This window comes from Pseudomonas sp. NFPP25 (assembly GCF_900116505.1).
GTDB classification, from domain to species: Bacteria; Pseudomonadota; Gammaproteobacteria; order Pseudomonadales; family Pseudomonadaceae; genus Aquipseudomonas; species Aquipseudomonas protegens.
On record NZ_FPBG01000003.1, the window covers coordinates 675362 to 694612 of the forward strand.

The window sequence follows — 19251 nt, forward strand, 5'->3', positions numbered from 1 at the left end:
TTGTAGGCGCCCGGCACTTTAGCGAGCCCGCCAGAAGGCTCAAAAGTCTCCAAGGAACATCCCATGAGCGTCTCGACTCCCTCTGTTTCCAGGACCCGGCAGGTGGTTGCCGCCGTGGTCGGCAACGCCCTGGAATGGTACGACTTCATCGTCTACGGCTTTCTCGCCAGCTTCATCGCTCGCCAGTTCTTTCCCGCGGAAGATGAATACACCTCGCTGCTGATGGCCCTGGCCACCTTCGGTGTGGGTTTCTTCATGCGCCCGGTGGGCGGTGTGCTGCTGGGGATCTATTCCGATCGCAGGGGCCGCAAGGCGGCGATGCTGGTGATCATCCAACTGATGACCCTGGCCATCGCGATGATCGTGTTCGCCCCCAACTATGCGGCCATCGGTATCGGAGCGCCGCTGCTGATCGTGGTGGCACGCATGCTCCAGGGCTTTGCCACCGGTGGTGAGTACGCCAGCGCCACGGCCTACCTGGTGGAGAGTGCGCCGCCCCACCGCAAGGGCCTTTACGGCTCCTGGCAGTTGGTGGGGCAGTGCCTGGCGGTATTCAGCGGGGCGGCGATGGTGGCGGCGGTGACCCATTTCTTTTCGCCCCAGACCCTGGAACTCTGGGGCTGGCGCCTGCCATTCGTGATCGGCCTGCTGATCGGTCCGGTGGGGCTGTGGATCCGCAAGTACATGGAAGAGCCGCAAGCCTTTGTCGAGGCACGCAAGCAGGTGCGTGGCAAAGGGCCCGGGTTGTGGCAGGTGGTATCGGCCTATCGCCGAGCGATCCTGGTGTCCATGTGCATGTGCTGCGGGGGCACCGTGTCCTTTTATGTGGTGCTGGTGAACATGCCGACCTTTGCCCACACCAACCTCGGCCTGCCCCTGGATCAGGTGCTGTTGGTGCAGATGTTCGCCGTGGCCCTGATGACCCTGGTGATTCCCTTTGCCGGGGCCTTGTCGGATCGCATTGGGCGACGTCCAGTGCTGATGGCGTTCACCCTGGCGTTTTTTGTCATGGTCTATCCCTTGTATGTGTGGGTCGCTGCGGCGCCATCCATCGAGCGCCTGCTGGTGATGCAGATGCTGCTGTGCGGGGCCATCGGCGGTTTCTTCGGCCCCGGCCCCACGGCCCTGGCCGAGCAGTTTCCCATCGAGGTGCGCTCCACCGGAGTGTCGGTGGCGTATAACGTCACGGTCATGCTGTTCGGTGGCTTTGCGCCGTTGATCGTGACCTGGCTGAGCAAGGTCATGGCCACGCCGGTGGCGCCAGCCTTCTATGTCCTGCTGACCTCGGTCCTCAGCCTGCTGGGTACCTACTGCATGTATGACGCGGTCAGAGACGAAAAACCCGATGCCGTGAGCCTGGGAGGTGAGTCTTGATCAACCCCGCAGAACCATCGATCAATGCGTCGATTGTCGACCTGGATGCCCTGGCGCTGTCCCGGGCCATCCATGCCCGCGAGCTGTCCTGCCGCGAAGTGATGCAGGCCTACCTGGCGCAGATCGAGCGCTGCAATCCACTGGTCAATGCCCTGGTCTCGCTGGGGGACCCCGAGGCCCTGCTGGAGCAGGCCGACGAGCGAGACCGGCAATTGGCCCAGGGCCAGTCCATGGGCTGGATGCACGGCATGCCCCAGGCGATCAAGGACCTGGCGGCCACCGCCGGGATGACCACCAGCATGGGTTCGCCGCTGTTTGCCGAGCATGTGCCCCAGCAGGATGCCATCAGCGTGGCGCGGGTCCGGGCCAGTGGCGCGATCATCGTCGGCAAGAGCAACGTGCCCGAGTTCGGCCTGGGCTCCCATACCTACAACCAGTTGTTCGGCACCACGGGCAACGCCTACGACAGCACCCTGTGTGCCGGCGGCAGCAGCGGCGGGGCCGCGGTGGCTCTGGCCCTGCGCATGCTGCCGGTGGCCGACGGCAGCGACATGATGGGCTCGTTGCGCAACCCCGCAGCCTTCAACAACGTGTTCGGCATGCGCCCCTCCCAGGGCCGGGTGCCGTTCGGCCCGACTCCGGAACTGTCCGTGCAGCAGTTGGCCACCGAAGGTCCCATGGGGCGCACGGTGGCCGACGTGGCGCGGCTGTTGGGTACCCAGGCCGGGTTTGACGCCCGGGCGCCTCTGTCGCTGAAGGACCCATCGGCGCAACCGGAGGCGGCGCTGCAACGAAATGTGAAGGGCCTGCGCCTGGGCTGGCTGGGGGACTACAACGGCTACCTGGCCATGGAGCAGGGCGTACTGGGCCTGTGCGAAAAGGCCCTCGGGGATTTCGCCAGCCTGGGCTGCGAGGTGGAAAGCTGCCAGCCGGACTTTTCCCTGGCCCAGCTCTGGGATTGCTGGCTGGTACACCGCCACTGGCTGGTCCAGGGCTCCCTGGGGGCGCTGTACGACGACCCGGACAAGCGCCGCTGGCTCAAGCCGGAAGCGTGCTGGGAAGTGGAGGGCGCGGCGAAGCTGAGCGCGGCGGATGTGTATCGCGCTTCCCAGAGCCGCAGCGACTGGTATCGCGCGTTGCAGCGCCTGTTCGAGCGTTACGATTTCCTGCTGCTGCCCACCGCCCAAGTGTTCCCTTTCGATGCACGGCAAGCCTGGCCGCGGCAGATCGATGGGCAGGAAATGGACACTTACCACCGCTGGATGGAAGTGGTGATCGGCCCGACCCTGGCCGGCTTGCCCAGTATCAGCATTCCGGTGGGTTTCAACCTGGCCGGTTTGCCCATGGGGCTGCAGATCATCGGTCCGGCCCAGGCCGACCACGCCGTGCTGCAATTGGCTTACGCCCATGAGCAGCTGACGCAGTGGGTGCGGCAGCGGCCGCCGGGCAACCTGCGGTAATCAAAGGGGTGTGGTCGCCAAGGTCCGCAGGCCCGCATCTTGCTGGGTAAAACCTTTTCCTCAGTCAGGGAGCTCGGACTATGGCCAGCAAGGTAGAAACCGGCAGCGTGCGCTCAGTGGAGCGGGCCCTGGCCATTGTCGAGCTGATCGGCCAGCACCAGGCCCTGGGCCTGGAGGAGCTGCACTACCTGACGGGCCTGGCCAAGGCCACGGTATCGCGCATGCTGCTGACCCTGCAGGAACAGGGCTGGATCTATCGAGGCCTGAGTGACCGGCGCTACCGCCTGAGCGCCCGGAGCCTGTTCGGTGACAGCCGGCAGCGCTTCAAGCGCCAGATGGTGGAGCAGGCGGCGCCCTGGTTGCTGGAATTGAGTGCACGTACCGGATTGGTCACCGACCTGTCGAGCTTCGACGGCGAGAGCCTGGAGGTCCTGGAAAGTGCGGTGCCCGAGGTATTGCGCAAGCGCTACCCGAGCAACAGCCGGATTGTCGGCCAGCATGCCAGCCTGTTTCATTCGGCCATGGGCAAGGCCTGCCTGGGGGCCCTGGCCAGTGCAGAAGTCGAGCGTCTGGCCGAGCAGGAGCAGGTGCCGGCCGAAGCCCGGCAACAGTGCCTGGAATCCCAGCACCTGGGGTTCGGCCAGCGCACCGAAGGGCACTGGGAATACCCGGTGCGCCTGCCGTTCCTGATCCGCGCCGTGGCCTTGCCGCTGCAGGCCGAAGGCCGGGTGATCGGCAGTATCGCCCTGCACTGGCCGCGGGACCTGGCCTGTGTCGAACAGGTGCGCAACCGCCACCTGTGGCTACTGGCGGAAACCGTCGAGCAGGTGCAGAAAGACATCGCCTGAAACCTCCCGCTCGGGCATTCCGGCTGCCCTGATCGTGCTGCGCGGACAACGCTCTCCTCAGACACCGGGTTCCATTCTGCGGAACCAGTGCCCATTGCCCTTTGCCCCGCTGCTCCGAGAATGAAGCCTGGTCCGCCTTCGGCGGCCATGACGCCAATTCCAATAATAAGAACAGGTGATCTCATGCGGGCTGAGCAACGTTATCTGAGCGGGCTGTTGTGTTGTCTGGTGGCCGGTGGGGCCTTGGCCGAGGGCTTTTTCGAGGACAGCCGCAGGTCCTTGCGTTACAGCCAGTCCTACTGGAAGGAAAACGACGGGGGAGGGGTCGGTCCGACCCGGGATGAATGGGTACAGGCCACCCAGTTCAGCTTCAGTTCCGGCTGGTACCGCGAGGTGCTGGGTCTCGACTACAGCTATGGCCTGGCCGATGCCTTGCACGTAGGGCGAGACGCCAACAACATCAGCAACCTGCGAGCCGACCGCAGCGTGCAGCAGCCCCATGGCATCGCCAAGCCCCTCGAACTGTACCTGCGTGGGCGCTGGGTGGATGAAGCCGGAACCTTCAGCGCCGGAGTGGGGAAAAAAAGCCGGCAATACCAGCTTTACCGCGACGATCGCTATTCGCGCATCCTGCCGGCGGCCACCCTGGGCCAGGACCTGAGCTACGAGCGTGGCGCGCTAAGCCTGAACTTCAGCCGCATCGACGGTTTCAGTCCGCGCAACGACTCGGGCTGGAACCAGGACCTGCGCAACTATCGAGGACAGAGGATCGATGACCTGCGGCTCTATGCCCTGGGTCATGTGTTGCCTGGTGGCAGCAACCTGCAGCTTGAACACGGCGTGGCCCGGGACTACCTGCGCGCGTCCTCGGTGAAACTGACCCACAGTTTCGAACTGGCCCCCGAGCGCGGCATCGATGTGTATGCCATCTGGGGGCGCCAACAGGATGCCGGCAAGCGCTTCGAGTATTCCGGCGTGCGCGGGCTGTATGAGGCGGAGCGCTCTCACGATGCTCGGCATCTGGATCTGCTGTTCAAGTACCGGTTCAGCCGCTACTACGCCGGGCTGACCTGGAACAAGGTCTGGGGTGACGACTATGACCGCACCTTCTTCGCCCAGGACAACGGCACCTGGAACAGCAGCGGCAAGCTGTTCTACTACTTCGGCCTGCAGGACGAGGAGATGTTCAAGCTGCTGGGAGGTATGGATTTCGCCGACTTCGGCTTGCCGCGGCTGAAGTTGGATATGCACTACGCTGCCTCCAATCACGCCAAAGGCTACGCAGGTTTTTCCCGCCGGGAATTTCAGAGCGTGCTGCGCTATGCCTTCGACGGCTGGTTCGATGGGCTCGATGTCGCCTGGCTGCACGGGCGCTTTCGTACCCACGGCGAGCCCGACGGCATCCAGCGCCAGAGCCTCTCCAGAGGACCGGCAGGCATCATCAGCCATAGCGCCGAACGCTTCTACCTGAACTATACCTACCGCTTCTAGCTCTACTGCGCCGCCTGCCGTGACGTTTGCCAGCCTTCTGGCGGGCGGTTAAGGTGGCGCCTTCTGTACATGGGAGCTTGCATGCGTACGCCGATCCGCCTTCTTTTCAGCCTGCTCGGGGTACTGGCCCTGCCGGCCCAGGCCAACTGGTACCTGGACAACGAATCTTCCCGCGTGTCCTTCGTCACCACCAAGAACGCCAGTGTTTCCGAGGTCCAGCGCTTTCTGGTGCTGCATGGCAAGGTCGATGGCAAGGGCCAGGCGCAGTTGCAGATCGAACTGGAGTCGGTGAGCAGCGGGATTCCCTTGCGCGATGAGCGCATGCGCCAGGAACTGTTCCAGATCGCCCAGTTTCCCGAGGCGCGGATCAGTGCACAGATCAACCTGCGACCGATCAACGACCTGGCCCCCGGCGCACAGATCGAATTGCTGCTGCCGGTCACCGTCGCCCTGCACGGCGAGGAACACACCTACAACGCCGAACTGCTGGCCACCCGCCTGGATGACCGGCGCTTCCAGGTGGTGACCCTGGAGCCTCTGGTGCTCAACGCCGAGGACTTCAACCTGGCCCCCGGCCTCGACAGCCTGCGCAAGATGGCCGGGTTGTCGGCCATCAGTTTCTCGGTGCCGGTGGGTGCGGTGCTGATCTTCACGGCGCGCTGACATGCGCGCAGCGGTGTTCCCCTGGCGCGAAGGCAACCGCTTCGAGTTGCTGATCGACGGCCCGCAGTTCTTCCCGCGGATGCTGGTGGCCATTGCCCGCGCCCAGCACCAGGTGGAACTGGAGCTGTACCTGGTGGAAGCCGGGACCTGCGCCGAGGCCATGGTCCAGGCCCTGGTGCAGGCAGCGCAGCGCGGGGTACGGGTGCGCTGCCTGTTCGACGACTACGGCAGCCTGGCCTTTACCCAGGCCCTGCGCCGCAGCCTGACCGAGGCCGGTGTCGAGCTGCGCTTCTACAACCGGCTGAAATGGCGCCAGGGCTTTCTCAACCTGTACCGCGATCATCGCAAGCTGCTGCTGGTGGACCAGGCCCTGGCGGTGGTGGGCGGCACCGGAGTCACCGATGAGTTCTGGAAGCCCGAGGACAATAGCTGCGACTGGCATGAGGTGATGGTGGAGATTGCCGGCCCCATGGTCAGCGACTGGCAGCAGCTGTTCGACCGGCAATGGAGCGCCAACCTGTATCGCGGGGCCTGGAAGCCCGGTGCCGATTTCGGTCTGCCACGCCTGCCGCGCCTGCCCGATACCGGCGAGGGCATGGGCCGGGTGGCCTACGCCGACGCCCGTCAGCATCGCGACATCCTGCATTCGCTGATCCGGGCCCTGAGCAGCGGGCAGCGGCGCATCTGGCTGGCGACTCCGTATTTTCTGCCCACCTGGTCAGTGCGCCGTTCGTTGCGCAAGGCGGCGGCCCGAGGCCTCGACGTACGCCTGCTGCTGACCGGGCCGCGCACCGACCACCCGGCGGTGCGCTATGCCGGGCACCGCTACTACCCGCGCCTGCTCAAGGCCGGGGTGCGGATTTTCGAGTACCAGCCGCGTTTCCTGCACCTGAAGATGGCACTGGTGGACGACTGGGTGAGCGTGGGCTCGTGCAACTTCGACCACTGGAACCTGCGCTTCAACCTGGAAGCCAATCTGGAAGCCCTGGACCCTGCGTTGACCCAGGCAGTGGTGGCGAGTTTTGACGCCGACTTTGCCCAGAGCGAGGAAGTCAGCCTGGCGGTGTGGCGCAAGCGACCGCTGTGGCGGCGGATCAAGCAGCGGATCTGGGGTTGGGTCGACCGTCTGGTGGTCAACCTGCTGGATCGGCGCGGCTGACTCACGCGGCTGACACGGCAGGCTGTAGCCGCTGCCGCAGGCTGCGAACGATCGCGAAGCGGTCGCGGCGGTCGTGAGTCCGATGGAGGTTTGGCGGGAGATCGACAAGCACGGTCCTGCGGACCTTTGCGCAGCCTCGCAGGCTCGGCAGCGGCGACAGATATTGCAGCGATTGTGGGGATTACAGAAGGAGTCGGCCGGCGCAGGTCCTGCGCCGGCCGCTGGCAGGCTCAGAGCAGTTCGAAGCTCTGTTGCTTGACGTCCTGGGAATCCAGGCCGATCTGCACATTGAAGTCGCCCGGCTCTGCGGCGTACTTGAGCTGCGCGTTGTAGAACTTCAGGTCGTCCTCGGTGATGGTGAAGTGAATGGCTTTCTCTTCACCGGCCTTGAGCATGACTTTCTGGAAGTTCTTCAATTCCTTGATCGGTCGGATCATCGAGCCGGCCACGTCCTGGATGTACAGCTGCACCACGGTTTCGCCGTCACGCTTGCCGGTGTTCTTCACCGTCACGCTGGCGTCGAGCTTGCCGCTCTTGTTCAGGGTGGTGGAGGACAGGGCCATGTCCGACAGGCTGAAGCTGGTGTAGCTCAGGCCATAGCCGAACGGGAACAGCGGGCCGGTGGTGTCGTCGAAGTACTGCGAGGTGTAGTTGCCCGGCTTGCCCGGGGTGAACGGCCGGCCGATGGTCAGGTGGTTGTAGTAGGTGGGGATCTGCCCCACGGAGCGGGGGAAGGTGATCGGCAGCTTGCCCGACGGGTTGTAGTCGCCGAACAGCACGTCGGCGATGGCGTTGCCACCTTCGGTGCCGCTGAACCAGGTTTCCAGGATCGCATCGGCCTGCTGGTTTTCTTCCAGCAGCGACAGCGGCCGGCCATTCATCAGCACCAGCACCAGTGGCTTGCCGGTGGCCTTGAGGGCCTTGATCAGGTCGCGCTGGCTGGCAGGAATGTGCAGGTCGGTGCGGCTCGAGGATTCGTGGGACATGCCCCGGGATTCACCCACCGCGGCCACGATCACATCCGATTGCCGGGCGGCGTTCACCGCTTCGTCGATCATCTGCTGCGCCGTGCGCGGGTCGTCCACCACTTCCGGGGCATCGAAGTTGAGGAAGTTCAGGTAGTCCACCACCTTCTTGTCGGCGGTGATGTTGGAGCCCCGGGCGTACACCAGTTGGGCCTTGTCTCCCAGTACATTGCGCATGCCGTCGTAGAGGGTCACCGATTGCGCCGGCACCCCGGCGGCGGCCCAACTGCCCATCATGTCGATCGGCGCCTTGGCCAGCGGGCCCACCAGGGCGATCTTCGCGGTTTTCTGCAGTGGCAGGGTGTCGTTCTGGTTCTTCAGCAGCACCAGGCTGCGTCGCGCGATATCCCGGGCATCGCTGCGGTGCAGGCGGCTTTCGGCGTTGGTGTCGGCGGGGTCGTCCTCGGCCTTGCCGATGCGCACGTACGGGTCCTTGAACAGGCCCATGTCGTACTTGGCGGCCAGCACTTCACGCACGGCGTTGTCGATGTCCTTCTGTTCGATCTCGCCGGACTTGAGCAGCCCCGGCAGCTCCTTGCCGTACAGCGAATCGTTCATGCTCATGTCGATGCCGGCCTTGATCGCCAGTTTGGCCGCTTCACGTCCGTCCTTGGCGACGCCATGGCGGATCAGTTCGATGATCGCCCCGTGGTCGCTCACCGCCAGGCCCTTGAAGCCCCATTCCTTGCGCAGCAGGTCGTTCATCAGCCAGGTGTTGGAGGTGGCGGGCACGCCGTTGATCGAGTTCAGGGCCACCATCACCCCGCCGGCGCCGGCGTCGATCGCCGCGCGGTAGGGCGGCAGGTAGTCCTGGTACATCTTCACCGGGCTCATGTCGACGATGTTGTAGTCGCGACCGCCTTCCACCGCGCCATACAGGGCGAAGTGCTTGACGCTGGCCATGATGCTGTCCGGCAGGGCCGGGCTCTGGCCCTGGTAGGCCTTGACCATGACCTTGGCGATGCGCGAGACCAGGTAGGTGTCTTCGCCAAAGCCTTCGGAGGTACGGCCCCAGCGCGGATCGCGGGAGATATCGACCATCGGTGCAAAAGTGATGTCCAGGCTGTCGGCGCTGGCTTCCTTGGCGGCAATGCGCCCGGAGCGGCCGATGGCATCCATGTCCCAGCTGGAGGCCAGGGCCAGGCTGATGGGGAAGATGGTCCGGTGGCCGTGGATCACGTCGTAGGCGAAGAACATCGGGATCTTCAGCCGGCTGCGCATGGCCGCGTCCTGCATCGGCCGGTTTTCCGGGCGGGTGATGGAGTTGAAGGTGCCGCCGATATTGCCCGCGGCAATTTCCTTGCGGATCAGCTCGCGGGGCATTTCCGGGCCGATGCTGATCAGCCGCAGCTGGCCGATCTTCTCTTCCAGGGTCATGCGCTTGAGCAGGTCGCTGATAAAGGCTTCTTTGTTTTCCAGGGGGACCGGGGCAGTTTCGGCCAATACAGGGTGACTGGCCAGGCTGACCAGCAGGCCCAGCAAACACAGCTTCTTCATGAATATTGTTCTCAAGGGCTCAAGACCGACGCATGAGTGACGCGTCGAACAGCCAAAATTTAGGGAGCGACTATTGTTGTTCAGATAATTCCCGCACACTTCAGGCCATGTGAAAACTGCTGCGTTCGGCAATACGGCGTTAAAAACAGGCTCGGAATGCTCATGTAGGCTCCTACACTCCGCTTCCTCGCCTGTTTTTGCCTTGTCTTGCCTTCACTCGCGACGTTTTCACACCGCCTTATTTCTGAACTCTTTTTCGCGCTGGGCATCTTTTAGCCCATCAGCCCGATGCATTCCAGTGGCGCAGGCAGATTTTGCCCACAGGATGTGTGAAAGCGGGCAAAAGCTTCATTTCAATCAGGTTGTGCAAGGAGCCTCACCCATGAACATCACTCAAAGCCTGCGTTCGAGCTGGCCCATCGCTGCCTTGTTGCTGCTTACCAGCCTGCTCAGCGGCTGCGGCATCAACAACATTCCGACCCTGGACGAGCAGGTCAAGGCCGACTGGGGCCAGGTGCAGAACCAGTACCAGCGCCGCGCCGACCTGATCCCCAACCTGGTGGAAACCGTCAAGGGCTACGCCAAGCACGAAGAGCAGACCCTCACTGCGGTGATCGAGGCGCGGGCCAAGGCCACCTCGATCCAGGTGGACGCCAGCACCCTGGACAACCCGGAAAAACTCAAGCAGTTCCAGCAGGCCCAGGACCAGTTGAGCGGTGCCCTGAGCCGCCTGATGGTGGTCTCCGAGCGCTACCCGGACCTCAAGGCCAACCAGAATTTCCTGGCCCTGCAATCCCAGCTTGAAGGCACCGAGAACCGCATCGCCGTGGCCCGTCGCGACTTCATCCTGGCGGTGCAGAAGTACAACACCGAGATCCGTACCTTCCCCGGCCGCCTGTGGCACAGCCTGATGTACAGCGACATGCCGGTGCGTGAATCCTTCGAGGCCACCAGCCCCGACGCCGACAAAGCGCCGCAAGTCAAATTCTGATGAGCCCCGGGCGGCGCGTGCTGCAAGGCGCGCTGCTGTGGCTTTGGCTGGTGGGTGGCGCCGTACTGGCGCAACCACCCGGGCCCACACCCACGGATGGGGTGCCGTTGCGTTCGTCGCAACCCGCTGTCCAGGTCGAGCCCGCACCGACCACTGCGACAGCGGCACCGATTGAACGCCTGTTTCCCAAGCTGACCGGGCGGGTGGTGGACACCGCGCAGTTGCTCACGCCATCCGCGCAGGTCTACCTGGCGCAGATGCTGGAGCGGCTCGAGCAGACCACCACCGACCAGGTCGTGGTGGCCACGGTGCCGAGCCTGGGTGGCCATAGCATCGAGGAGTTCGGCCTGCAGTTGGGCCGGCACTGGGGGATCGGCCGGAAGGACAAGAACAACGGCGTCCTGCTGCTGGTGGCCAAGGACGATCGCAAGGTGCGGATCGAGGTCGGTTACGGCCTGGAGGGGCGGCTCAACGACATAGTGGCCCACTTCATCATCGATGGTTCGATCATTCCGTACTTCAAAGACGACCTGTATTCCTCGGGGATCATTGCCGGGGCCACGTCCATCGTGAGCGTATTGTCGTCCACCGACCGGCCGATGCTGGTGTACCGCTCGGTGGAGAAAAGCTGGTACCAGGACATCGAGTGGATGTGGTGGTTCGAGAGGTTGTTCTACCTGGTGTTCGTCGGTGTACCGTTGTTCGGGTTCCTGACCCAATGGCGCAGCGGCGATGACTCGCCGGTTGTTGCCAGCGGCGATTCGGCCAGGCGCGAAACCAGGGCCGAGCGCGACACCGGTTCGAGCAGCAGTGCGTTCGACTGGTTCGACTCCAGCAGCTCCAGCTCCAGTTCAAGCTCGGACAGTTTCAGCGGGGGCGGCGGCAGTTTTGGCGGTGGCGGGGCGTCCGGCAGTTGGTAGCACACGCGGACAAACATTAAGGATGAGGTGCTGATGCGACTCTATAAAATTGGCCTGGTGCTGTTGCTCTGGGTCTTTGCGGTCTCGGCCCAGGCCGAGCTGAGGTTTCCGGCCCTGAGCGGGCGGGTGGTGGACGACGCGCAGATGATCGAGCCGAGCATCAGCGCCCTGCTGACTCGGCAACTGCAAGCCCACGAACAGGCCACCGGCGAACAGTTGGTGGTGGTGACCCTGCCGAACCTGCAAGGCGTCAGCATCGAGGAGTTCGGCTACCAGTTGGGGCGCCACTGGGGCATCGGCCAGAAGGACAAGAACAACGGCGCGCTGCTGATCGTCGCCCGGGACGAGCGCAAGCTGCGCATCGAAGTGGGCTACGGCCTGGAGGAGCGCCTGACCGACGCCCAGGCCTCGGTGATCATCAACCAGGTGATCACCCCGGCGTTCAAGACCGGGCAGTTCAGCAAGGGCATCAGCGACGGGGTTTCGGCCATGCTCCTGGTGCTCGGCGGCACGCCGCTGGACGAGCCGGCCACGGCCTATGACAGCGGCGGCCAGAGCAGCGACCAGGACGATTTTGTCCAGCGTCACCCGTGGCTGTTCATCTTCATGGTGCTGCTGTTCATCCTGGTGGTGATGGTGGCGCAGGCGCTCGGGTTCATCACCACCACCAGCGGGCGCGGCGGTGACGGAGGCGGTGGCTTCGGCGGTTTTGGTGGCGGCTCCGGCGGCGGGGGCGGCTTCAGTGGTGGCGGCGGCAGCTTTGGCGGCGGCGGTTCCTCCGGCGGCTGGTAACTGACAATAAAAAGCGGAAATCCAACGACATGGCATTACTCAGTGAATTCGAACAACGGCAGGTGGCCGAAGCCATCGCCCGGGTGGAACAGCAGACCGACGCCGAACTGGTGACGGTACTGGCGGCCCGGGCCGACGACTACGCCTATATCCCGCTGCTCTGGGCCAGCCTGCTGGCGCTGGTGGTGCCGGGGCTGGTGCACTACGCCACCGGCTGGCTGAACATGCACCTGTTGCTGCTGGCGCAGTGGGCGACCTTTATCGTCTTGTGCCTGGTGTTCCGCCTGCCGCGGGTCACCACCCGGCTGATTCCGCGATCGGTGCGTCACTGGCGCGCTTCCAACCTGGCCCGGCGCCAGTTCCTCGAACAGAACCTGCACCACACCGTGGGCGGCACCGGGGTGCTGATCTTTGTCAGCGAAGCCGAGCGCTATGTGGAGATCCTGGTGGACGAAGGCATTTCCAGGCGCCTGGACAACAAGCACTGGAACGCGATTGTCCAGGCCTTTACCCAGCAGGTCCGGCAAGGCCAGACCCTGCAGGGCTTCCTTGATTGCATTGAAGCCAGCGGCGAGTTGCTCAAGACCCATGTGCCCCTGACCCAGGTACGCAACGAATTGCCCAACCGCCTGGTGGTGCTCAACTGACCCACCCAGCTGGGGACTATGGCGTGCTACCTGTGTAGGAGCCGGCTTGCCGGCGAAGAGGTCCGTGAGCCTTGCACCGCCTTTGGGGACGCCTTCGCTGGCAAGCCAGCTCCTACGGGGCTGGATTGGGGGGATTTTTCCGGGGGGCGACGATTTTTTACCGTCGGGTGAATAACTTCGTGCCCCGACGGGGCTTGCTCCCTAAAATACCCGCCATTCCCTGATCGACACCGCGCATCGCCCGAGGCTCCTGCCCCCATGTCTGTTACCGCACCTTCCGCCCGCCCCGCGCCGGATCATCACGCCCAGTTCCTGCAACTGCTCGACACCAGCCTCACGCAGAACGCCTTTATCAAGCTGGTACTGGCCAAGCACGTGGGCCCGGAGGCGGACCTGCAACGCCTGATCATCAAGCAACTGACGGTCAAGGAGCAGCCGTGCCTGTCCTTCGTTTATCGCTACAAGACCCGGGACATCACCAAGAACTTCTCCCTGGACGAAGGCATCGCCGCCATCGCCGAGCTGCTGCCGGCTGCGTTCAAGAACGCCCACCTGCTGACCCTCACCGACGAGGTACAGCTCGAATACAGCAAGAAGGGCAAGAGTTCGCTGTTCAAGGGCAAGCCGCAAACCCAGCGCGATGCGCCGTCCGCCGAGCACAACCGGGAGAAGAACCGCTTCCTCGACCTCAGCCGGCCGTTTCTCGCCGACCTGGGGGTGACCAACAAGCAGCATGAGCTGATTCCGGCGATGTCACGCAAGTGGAAGCAGATCAACAAGTTCATCGAGGTCTTCAGCCACGCCCTGGGCAGCTCGCCGATCAAGCTCGACCAGCCGGTGCGGGTGGCGGACTTCGGCTCCGGCAAGGGCTACCTGACCTTCGCCATCCACGACTACCTGCGCAATACCCTCAAGGCCGAGGGCGAAGTCACCGGCGTCGAGTTGCGTGAAGACATGGTGACCCTGTGCAACGCCGCCGCGCAGCGCCTGGAGCACCCGGGCCTGGTGTTCAAGTGCGGTGACGTGCGCAGCGTGGCCCCCAGCCAGCTGGAAGTGATGATCGCCCTGCACGCCTGCGACATCGCCACCGACTACGCGATCCACACCGGTATCCGCTCCGGCGCGGCGATCATCATGTGCTCGCCGTGCTGCCACAAGCAGATCCGCCAGCAGATCCAGAGCCCGCAGCTGCTCAAGCCGATGCTGCAATACGGCCTGCACCTGGGGCAGCAAGCGGAAATGGTCACCGACAGCCTGCGGGCGCTGTTCCTCGAAGCCTGCGGTTATGAAACCAAGGTCTTTGAATTCATCTCCCTGGAGCACACCAACAAGAACAAGATGATTCTGGCGGTCAAGCGTGCCGAACCGCAGGATCCCAGCCAGCTGCTGGCCAGGATCGAAGAGCTCAAGGCCTTCTACCAGATCAGCGAACACTGCCTGGAAACCCTGCTCAAGGCCGACGGTTACCTCGGCTGAGGGCTGGCCGGCGGCGTGGGCAGCGGTGTGGCCGGGCGCACCGCGGTCTTGCGCCCCAGGACCACGGTAAGGATCACGCCCACCGCGAACACCCAGGTAATGGGCTGCACCTGCTCACCGAAGAACAGGGCGGAAAAGGCGATGGTGAAGAAGATCTGCAGTAGCTGGATCTGGCTCACCCGAGCAATTCCGCCCATGGCCAGCCCGGCATACCAGGCGAAAAAACCCAGGAACTGCGAGAACAGCGCAACGTAGCCGAAGGCCCACCAGGTCCTCATGGAAATCGCCCCCTGGTGCTGCGCCGCCAGGTACCACACCGGGCCGATCAGCAGCGGCGTGGACAGCACCAGAGCCCAGCAGATCACCTGCCAGCCACCCATCTCCCGCGCCAGCCGGCCCCCTTCGGCATAACCCAGGCCGCCCACGGCAATCGCCCCGAGCATCAGCACATCACCGGCCTGGATGCTGCCCGCGCCACTGAGCAGCGCATAACCCAGCACCAGCGCACTGCCCAGGGCGGCGCAAGCCCAGAAGGCCTTCGATGGCCGCTCGTGGGACAGCCACGCCGCATACAGCGCCACGCACAACGGTTGCAGGCCATTGACCAGCGCGCCGTGGGACGCGGGCAGGGTCTGCATGGCCCAGGCCGAAAGCACTGGAAAGCCGAGGATCACCCCGAGAATCACCACGCTCAGGCCCTTGACCTGTTTCCAGGTCGGCCATCTTTCCCGGCGCCAGAGCAGCAGCAAGGCCGCCGGGATCGCCGCGAACAGCGCGCGGCCCAGGCCGTTGAGCAAGGGGTGCATCTGCTCTACCACTATCCGGGTGAAGGGCAGGGTCAGGCTGAAAATGATGACACCCAGCAGGCCGAGGGCCATGCCGGTGTTTTCGCGCGAGGACATGATGGCTACCAGAATTCGTACAGGGACACAGGTGCCTGCATCTAGCCATAAAGCCGCGCGATCCTGGTGCTACAGCTGGGTGCAGAGTTGTCCGTACAGTTGTCGCTGTAGTACCGGGTTATTACCCGGGCCGGTGGATTGGGGCTACCTTGAATACTCCTTGCGCCCCCGTCTTTCACTGAAGGAGTCCACTCCATGGCCGCGAAAAAGATTCTCATGCTGGTTGGCGATTACGTCGAAGACTACGAAGTGATGGTGCCGTTCCAGGCCCTGCTGATGGTCGGTCACAACGTGCATGCGGTGTGTCCCGACAAGAGCGCCGGGCAGACCGTGCGCACGGCGATCCACGACTTCGAGGGCGACCAGACCTACAGCGAAAAGCCGGGCCATCTGTTTGCCCTGAACTTCGATTTCGCCCAAGTGAAGTCCAGCGATTACGACGCCCTGCTGATCCCCGGTGGCCGTGCCCCGGAATACCTGCGCCTGAACGAAAAGGTCCTGCAACTGGTCAGGGAATTCGACCAGGCCGGCAAGCCGATTGCCGCGGTGTGCCACGGCGCGCAACTGCTGGCGGCGGCGGGCATCCTCGAAGGCCGCGAATGCAGCGCCTACCCGGCCTGCGCCCCGGAAGTTCGGCTGGCGGGGGGCACCTATATCGATATCCCGGTGACGCAGGGCCACGTTCAAGGCAATCTGGCCACCGCCCCGGCCTGGCCGGCGCATCCCAGTTGGCTGGCCGGTTTCCTGGGCCTGCTGGGCACCAAAATCACCCTGTAAGCGAGGGCCACGCCATGTGCGAGCTGTACGTCAAAGCCGACCCGATTCTCTACGAATCCCGTTCCCGCTCGTTGCGCATCTGTGGCGTGGTCACGACCTTGCGCCTGGAAAACCAGTTCTGGGACATCCTCAGCGAGATCGCCGAAGTGGACGGCATGACCACCAACCAGCTGATCGCCAAACTGTATGAAGAGGTCATGGATTACCGTGGCGAAGTGGTGAATTTCGCCTCCTTCCTGCGGGTCAGTTGCACCCGCTACCTGAGCCAGCGCCGCAGCACCGTCCCCGACCTCAGCCTGGTAAAGCGCAACGCACTGTAGCCGCTGCCGCAGGCTGCGAACGGCCCGCAGGGACGCGGGGTTCTGAGGGCCGCTGGAGGTTTGGCAGGCGATCGCCAGGCAAGGTCCTGCGGACCTTTGCGCAGCCTCGCGGGCTCGGCGGCGGCTACGGGGCTCAGCTGATTTTGCTGAGGAAGCCGGGTAGTTCCGGTTCCGGGAGCACCGACAGCACTTTGAGGCGTTGCAACATGCGCTGGCGGGCGCGTTGCAGGTGTTCTCTGAGGTTCAGGGCCGCAGCGTCGTAGGCACCGTGCAGCAGCAGTTCGAGGATCAGTCGGTGCTCGGCGAGCATCGCCGGGTCGGCGCCGATGCCCAGCAGGCGGTAGAAGATCCGGTTGATGATCATCGGGCTCTGGGCCTGACGGATCAGCGCCGCCATCTTGCGGTTCTGCAAGCCGCCCAGGCATTGCTGGTGCAGGTCTTCTTCCAGGCGTTCCAGGGCCTCCAGCCCACAGTGCTCGGCCTGTTGCGCCTGGGTCACCCGTTCCAGCATCTGTTCCAGGCGTTCGCGGCCCAGGCCCGGCGCGCTCTGGCGCAGGGCTTCGGGTTCCAGGCAGGCGCGCAGTTCGTAGTCTTCGGTGACTTCCCGGGCGGTCAGCGGTCCGGCCAGCCATTGGGAGTAGGGTTCCTTTTCCACCAGGCCGCGATCGCGCAGGCGCATCAGTGCTTCGCGGACCACCGCGCGGCTGACGCCGTAGTGCTCGGCTGCGGCCTGTTCGTCGAGGCGAAAGTGACCGAAGGCGATGCAGGTGGAGAGGGCACTGCCCAGTTCTTCGTAGATCCGTTCCCCCAGGGGCCGGGTGTCCACCAGTTCTTCGTCGCTGGCCAGCCCCAGGTGGGCATGGCTCAGGGGCAGGCGCAGCGGTTCGATCTCCAGGCCCTGGGGGTTGATCAGGTAGCCGCGGCCGTCAAAACGGCTGATCAGCCCTTCGCCGTGCAACAGATCGAGGGCCTTGCGCACCGGCACTCGGCTGGTGCCGAACAGTTCCGCCAGGGGCGCTTCCAGCAGCACCAGGCCCTGCAGGGCGGTGCCCTGGAGGATGGCGTCGCGCAAGACCTGACGGATCATGGCGTAGCGCGATGCGGTGCGCGGGTCCTCTGCTGACACTGCTTTCATCGGTTCCTCTAGGGGCTGTTGCCGGTGGGTGACGAGCCCGTTGCCGGGCCGCGGTGGCCGGGGATTCTCTCACAGTTGCCAAGTGTCACTGAGTGCCACGTTTGGTTGCCCCGTCCTGGGGCCGCCCTGGGTGGGTTGTTACCTTTCTGCACCAAAATGTACTTTTTAATAAAAGATACATTATTTCAATGGCAGACCCTTGGGCGAGGATTTTCTCCGTCGGTTGTCGCGCGATCTCTGTCAGTAACCCACTCTGGCTCGCTATTACAGGCGAATCTGGGGGATTTTCCGAAAGCACGCGGTGCTCCCTGCGTTTTGAGCTGGCACGGAATCTGCTCTGTATAAAATGTACATTTTAATATTTAGTACATTTTTAGATTTTTGCGGAGTGAGCCATGCACCCTGATTCGCTGAATGACGCCACGGCCATGGCGCAAGCCTTTGCCTCGGGCCGCACCGATCCGGTCCAGGTTCTGGAGCAGGCCCTGGCGTTGGCCGAGGCAACGCCCCATGTGTTCATTTCCCTGTGCCCGGCCCGGGCCCGGCGCGAGGCCGAGGCGGCGGCTGCCCGCTGGCGGGCCGGCCAGCCGCTGAGCCTGCTGGATGGCGTGCCCCTGGCCTGGAAGGACCTGTTCGACCTGGCCGGCAGTATCACCACCGCCGCCGCCCAGGTGCGTCGCGAGGCGCCGCCGGCCAAGGTGGATGCGCCCAGCGTACGGCAGCTGTGCCGGGCCGGGCTGGTCAGCCTGGGCAAGACCAACCTCAGTGAGTTCGCCTATTCCGGGCTCGGCCTGAACCCGCACTTCGGCACTCCGATCAACCCCCACAGTGATGCCCAGCCACGGATTCCCGGTGGTTCCTCGGCAGGTTCCGCGGTGGCGGTGGCGGCCGGTATCGTGCCGATCGCCATGGGCACCGACACTGCCGGTTCGATCCGCATTCCCGCAGCCTTCAATGGCCTGGTGGGTTACCGCGCCACCTCCCTGCGCTATGACCGCGAGGGGGTGTTTCCCCTGGCCGAAAGCCTCGACAGCCTCGGGCCGCTGACCCGCAGCGTGCGCGATGCCTGGCTGATCGACGAGCTGTTGCGCGGTGGCGACCCCCGGCAATTGCCGCCGCCCCGCAGCCTGGCCGGGCAACGCTTCTGGGTCGATTCGCAAGTGCTTGACGACAGCCGTACCCAGGCCGCCGTGCGGGCCAATCTGCGGGTGGTCATCGAAAGCCTGCAACAGGCCGGGGCGCTGGTGGAGCAACGGCCGCTGCACAGCCTGCAAGCCACCCTGCAACTGATCCAGGAACAAGGCTGGCTCGGCGCCGCCGAAGCCTTCGCCCTGCACCAGCCGTTGCTCGACAGCGAGTACGCCGAACAGCTCGATCCGCGGGTGCGACGGCGCCTGGAAAGCGCCCGGCAGATGCCCGCCAGCCAGTTGCTGCGGCTGTACCAGGCGCGGCGCCAGTTGCAGCAACAGGTGCAGGACGAACTGGACGGCGCGGTGCTGATTACCCCCACCGTGGCCCATGTGGCGCCGCCCCTGGCGCCCCTGGAGCAGGACGACGAGCTCTTTGCCCGGACCAACCTGGCGACCCTGCGCCTGACCATGCCCGGCAGTTTCCTCGACATGCCCGGCGTGGCCCTGCCTAGCGGCCGCGATGCCCAGGGCTTGCCCACCGGGCTGTTGCTGAGCCTGCCCCAGGGCCATGACCGGCAACTGCTGGATGCGGCCCTGGCGCTGGAGGTGGCGTTGCCGCGCTAGCTCCGACGATTTTTTTCAAC

Annotated in this window: 17 protein-coding genes; 14 read left to right on the forward strand and 3 right to left on the reverse strand. The window is 64.4% G+C overall.

Features of this window, described 5'->3' with window-relative positions; genetic code table 11:
- Positions 1-63: 63 nt before the first annotated feature.
- The 6 genes from BM382_RS15165 to BM382_RS15190 all read left to right on the forward strand — a co-directional run bounded on the left by BM382_RS15165 (position 64) and on the right by BM382_RS15190 (position 6995).
- Complete coding sequence (locus BM382_RS15165) at positions 64-1374, forward strand: MFS transporter (RefSeq protein WP_011059687.1); 1311 nt, start codon at positions 64-66, stop codon at positions 1372-1374.
- On the forward strand, positions 1371-2834 hold the full coding sequence (locus tag BM382_RS15170; protein WP_072443207.1) for an amidase: 1464 nt from the start codon (positions 1371-1373) through the stop codon (positions 2832-2834). The genes BM382_RS15165 and BM382_RS15170 overlap by 4 nt, the downstream gene beginning before the upstream one ends.
- Positions 2835-2914: 80 nt before the next feature.
- The gene (locus tag BM382_RS15175) at positions 2915-3682 is read left to right on the forward strand and encodes an IclR family transcriptional regulator (protein WP_015634445.1); all 768 of its coding nucleotides are present in this window, start codon (positions 2915-2917) and stop codon (positions 3680-3682) included.
- A gap of 183 nt (positions 3683-3865) precedes the next feature.
- The gene (locus BM382_RS15180; RefSeq protein ID WP_019094793.1) at positions 3866-5173 is read left to right on the forward strand and encodes an OprD family outer membrane porin; all 1308 of its coding nucleotides are present in this window, start codon (positions 3866-3868) and stop codon (positions 5171-5173) included.
- An 81-nt stretch (positions 5174-5254) separates the two neighbouring features.
- Positions 5255-5836 carry a YceI family protein gene (locus tag BM382_RS15185; RefSeq protein ID WP_011059691.1) on the forward strand — a complete coding sequence of 194 codons (582 nt, stop codon included), beginning with the start codon at positions 5255-5257 and terminating at the stop codon, positions 5834-5836.
- A gap of 1 nt (position 5837) precedes the next feature.
- A complete protein-coding gene (locus BM382_RS15190; protein ID WP_015634449.1) occupies positions 5838-6995 on the forward strand; it encodes a phospholipase D-like domain-containing protein in 1158 nt (385 codons plus the stop codon).
- A 230-nt stretch (positions 6996-7225) separates the two neighbouring features.
- Here the strand turns inward: BM382_RS15190 and bglX are convergent, their stop codons facing one another.
- A complete protein-coding gene (gene bglX, locus BM382_RS15195; RefSeq protein WP_011059693.1) occupies positions 7226-9517 on the reverse strand; it encodes a beta-glucosidase BglX in 2292 nt (763 codons plus the stop codon).
- Between the two features lie 382 nt (positions 9518-9899).
- On the opposite strand from bglX, the gene BM382_RS15200 reads away from it, so the two are divergent.
- The 5 genes from BM382_RS15200 to BM382_RS15220 all read left to right on the forward strand — a co-directional run bounded on the left by BM382_RS15200 (position 9900) and on the right by BM382_RS15220 (position 14343).
- Positions 9900-10508 carry a LemA family protein gene (locus BM382_RS15200; RefSeq protein WP_011059694.1) on the forward strand — a complete coding sequence of 203 codons (609 nt, stop codon included), beginning with the start codon at positions 9900-9902 and terminating at the stop codon, positions 10506-10508.
- The gene (locus BM382_RS32185; RefSeq protein WP_072443209.1) at positions 10508-11428 is read left to right on the forward strand and encodes a TPM domain-containing protein; all 921 of its coding nucleotides are present in this window, start codon (positions 10508-10510) and stop codon (positions 11426-11428) included. Before BM382_RS15200 ends, BM382_RS32185 begins: the two co-directional genes overlap by 1 nt.
- Positions 11429-11461: 33 nt before the next feature.
- Entirely contained in the window at positions 11462-12220 is a 759-nt protein-coding gene (locus tag BM382_RS15210; protein WP_072443211.1) for a TPM domain-containing protein, read from the forward strand.
- 29 nt (positions 12221-12249) lie between these two features.
- The gene (locus BM382_RS15215; RefSeq protein ID WP_011059697.1) at positions 12250-12867 is read left to right on the forward strand and encodes a TPM domain-containing protein; all 618 of its coding nucleotides are present in this window, start codon (positions 12250-12252) and stop codon (positions 12865-12867) included.
- Positions 12868-13125: 258 nt separating this feature from the next.
- Positions 13126-14343: a class I SAM-dependent methyltransferase gene (locus BM382_RS15220; protein ID WP_011059698.1), complete on the forward strand. Its 1218-nt coding sequence runs from the start codon at positions 13126-13128 to the stop codon at positions 14341-14343.
- Here the strand turns inward: BM382_RS15220 and BM382_RS15225 are convergent.
- Positions 14331-15245, reverse strand: coding sequence for a DMT family transporter (locus BM382_RS15225; RefSeq protein WP_072443213.1), 915 nt, complete (start codon positions 15243-15245; stop codon positions 14331-14333). The two genes, BM382_RS15220 and BM382_RS15225, sit on opposite strands and share 13 nt — an antisense overlap.
- Before the next feature lie 195 nt (positions 15246-15440).
- On the opposite strand from BM382_RS15225, the gene BM382_RS15230 reads away from it, so the two are divergent.
- Positions 15441-16022, forward strand: a complete 582-nt coding sequence (locus BM382_RS15230) for a DJ-1/PfpI family protein (RefSeq protein WP_011059700.1) — start codon at positions 15441-15443, stop codon at positions 16020-16022.
- Between the two features lie 14 nt (positions 16023-16036).
- Entirely contained in the window at positions 16037-16342 is a 306-nt protein-coding gene (locus tag BM382_RS15235; protein WP_011059701.1) for a ribbon-helix-helix domain-containing protein, read from the forward strand.
- A 133-nt stretch (positions 16343-16475) separates the two neighbouring features.
- On the opposite strand, the gene BM382_RS15240 is transcribed toward BM382_RS15235, so the two are convergent.
- Positions 16476-17477, reverse strand: a complete 1002-nt coding sequence (locus BM382_RS15240) for a GntR family transcriptional regulator (RefSeq protein WP_011059702.1) — start codon at positions 17475-17477, stop codon at positions 16476-16478.
- 395 nt (positions 17478-17872) lie between these two features.
- Between BM382_RS15240 and BM382_RS15245 the strand changes: the two genes are divergently transcribed.
- Positions 17873-19231 carry an amidase gene (locus BM382_RS15245; RefSeq protein ID WP_072443215.1) on the forward strand — a complete coding sequence of 453 codons (1359 nt, stop codon included), beginning with the start codon at positions 17873-17875 and terminating at the stop codon, positions 19229-19231.
- Positions 19232-19251 lie beyond the last annotated feature (20 nt).

What these genes read in the sequence shown, in the direction of transcription:
- BM382_RS15165 (WP_011059687.1), top strand. Translation starts at nt 64, where the DNA reads ATGAGCGTCTCGACTCCCTCTGTTTCCAGGACCCGGCAGGTGGTTGCC.
- BM382_RS15175 (WP_015634445.1), top strand. Translation starts at nt 2,915, where the DNA reads ATGGCCAGCAAGGTAGAAACCGGCAGCGTGCGCTCAGTGGAGCGGGCC.
- BM382_RS15180 (WP_019094793.1), top strand. Translation starts at nt 3,866, where the DNA reads ATGCGGGCTGAGCAACGTTATCTGAGCGGGCTGTTGTGTTGTCTGGTG.
- BM382_RS15185 (WP_011059691.1), top strand. Translation starts at nt 5,255, where the DNA reads ATGCGTACGCCGATCCGCCTTCTTTTCAGCCTGCTCGGGGTACTGGCC.
- BM382_RS15190 (WP_015634449.1), top strand. Translation starts at nt 5,838, where the DNA reads ATGCGCGCAGCGGTGTTCCCCTGGCGCGAAGGCAACCGCTTCGAGTTG.
- bglX (WP_011059693.1), bottom strand. Translation starts at nt 9,517, where the DNA reads ATGAAGAAGCTGTGTTTGCTGGGCCTGCTGGTCAGCCTGGCCAGTCAC.
- BM382_RS15200 (WP_011059694.1), top strand. Translation starts at nt 9,900, where the DNA reads ATGAACATCACTCAAAGCCTGCGTTCGAGCTGGCCCATCGCTGCCTTG.
- BM382_RS32185 (WP_072443209.1), top strand. Translation starts at nt 10,508, where the DNA reads ATGAGCCCCGGGCGGCGCGTGCTGCAAGGCGCGCTGCTGTGGCTTTGG.
- BM382_RS15210 (WP_072443211.1), top strand. Translation starts at nt 11,462, where the DNA reads ATGCGACTCTATAAAATTGGCCTGGTGCTGTTGCTCTGGGTCTTTGCG.
- BM382_RS15215 (WP_011059697.1), top strand. Translation starts at nt 12,250, where the DNA reads ATGGCATTACTCAGTGAATTCGAACAACGGCAGGTGGCCGAAGCCATC.
- BM382_RS15220 (WP_011059698.1), top strand. Translation starts at nt 13,126, where the DNA reads ATGTCTGTTACCGCACCTTCCGCCCGCCCCGCGCCGGATCATCACGCC.
- BM382_RS15225 (WP_072443213.1), bottom strand. Translation starts at nt 15,245, where the DNA reads ATGTCCTCGCGCGAAAACACCGGCATGGCCCTCGGCCTGCTGGGTGTC.
- BM382_RS15230 (WP_011059700.1), top strand. Translation starts at nt 15,441, where the DNA reads ATGGCCGCGAAAAAGATTCTCATGCTGGTTGGCGATTACGTCGAAGAC.
- BM382_RS15235 (WP_011059701.1), top strand. Translation starts at nt 16,037, where the DNA reads ATGTGCGAGCTGTACGTCAAAGCCGACCCGATTCTCTACGAATCCCGT.
- BM382_RS15240 (WP_011059702.1), bottom strand. Translation starts at nt 17,477, where the DNA reads ATGAAAGCAGTGTCAGCAGAGGACCCGCGCACCGCATCGCGCTACGCC.
- BM382_RS15245 (WP_072443215.1), top strand. Translation starts at nt 17,873, where the DNA reads ATGCACCCTGATTCGCTGAATGACGCCACGGCCATGGCGCAAGCCTTT.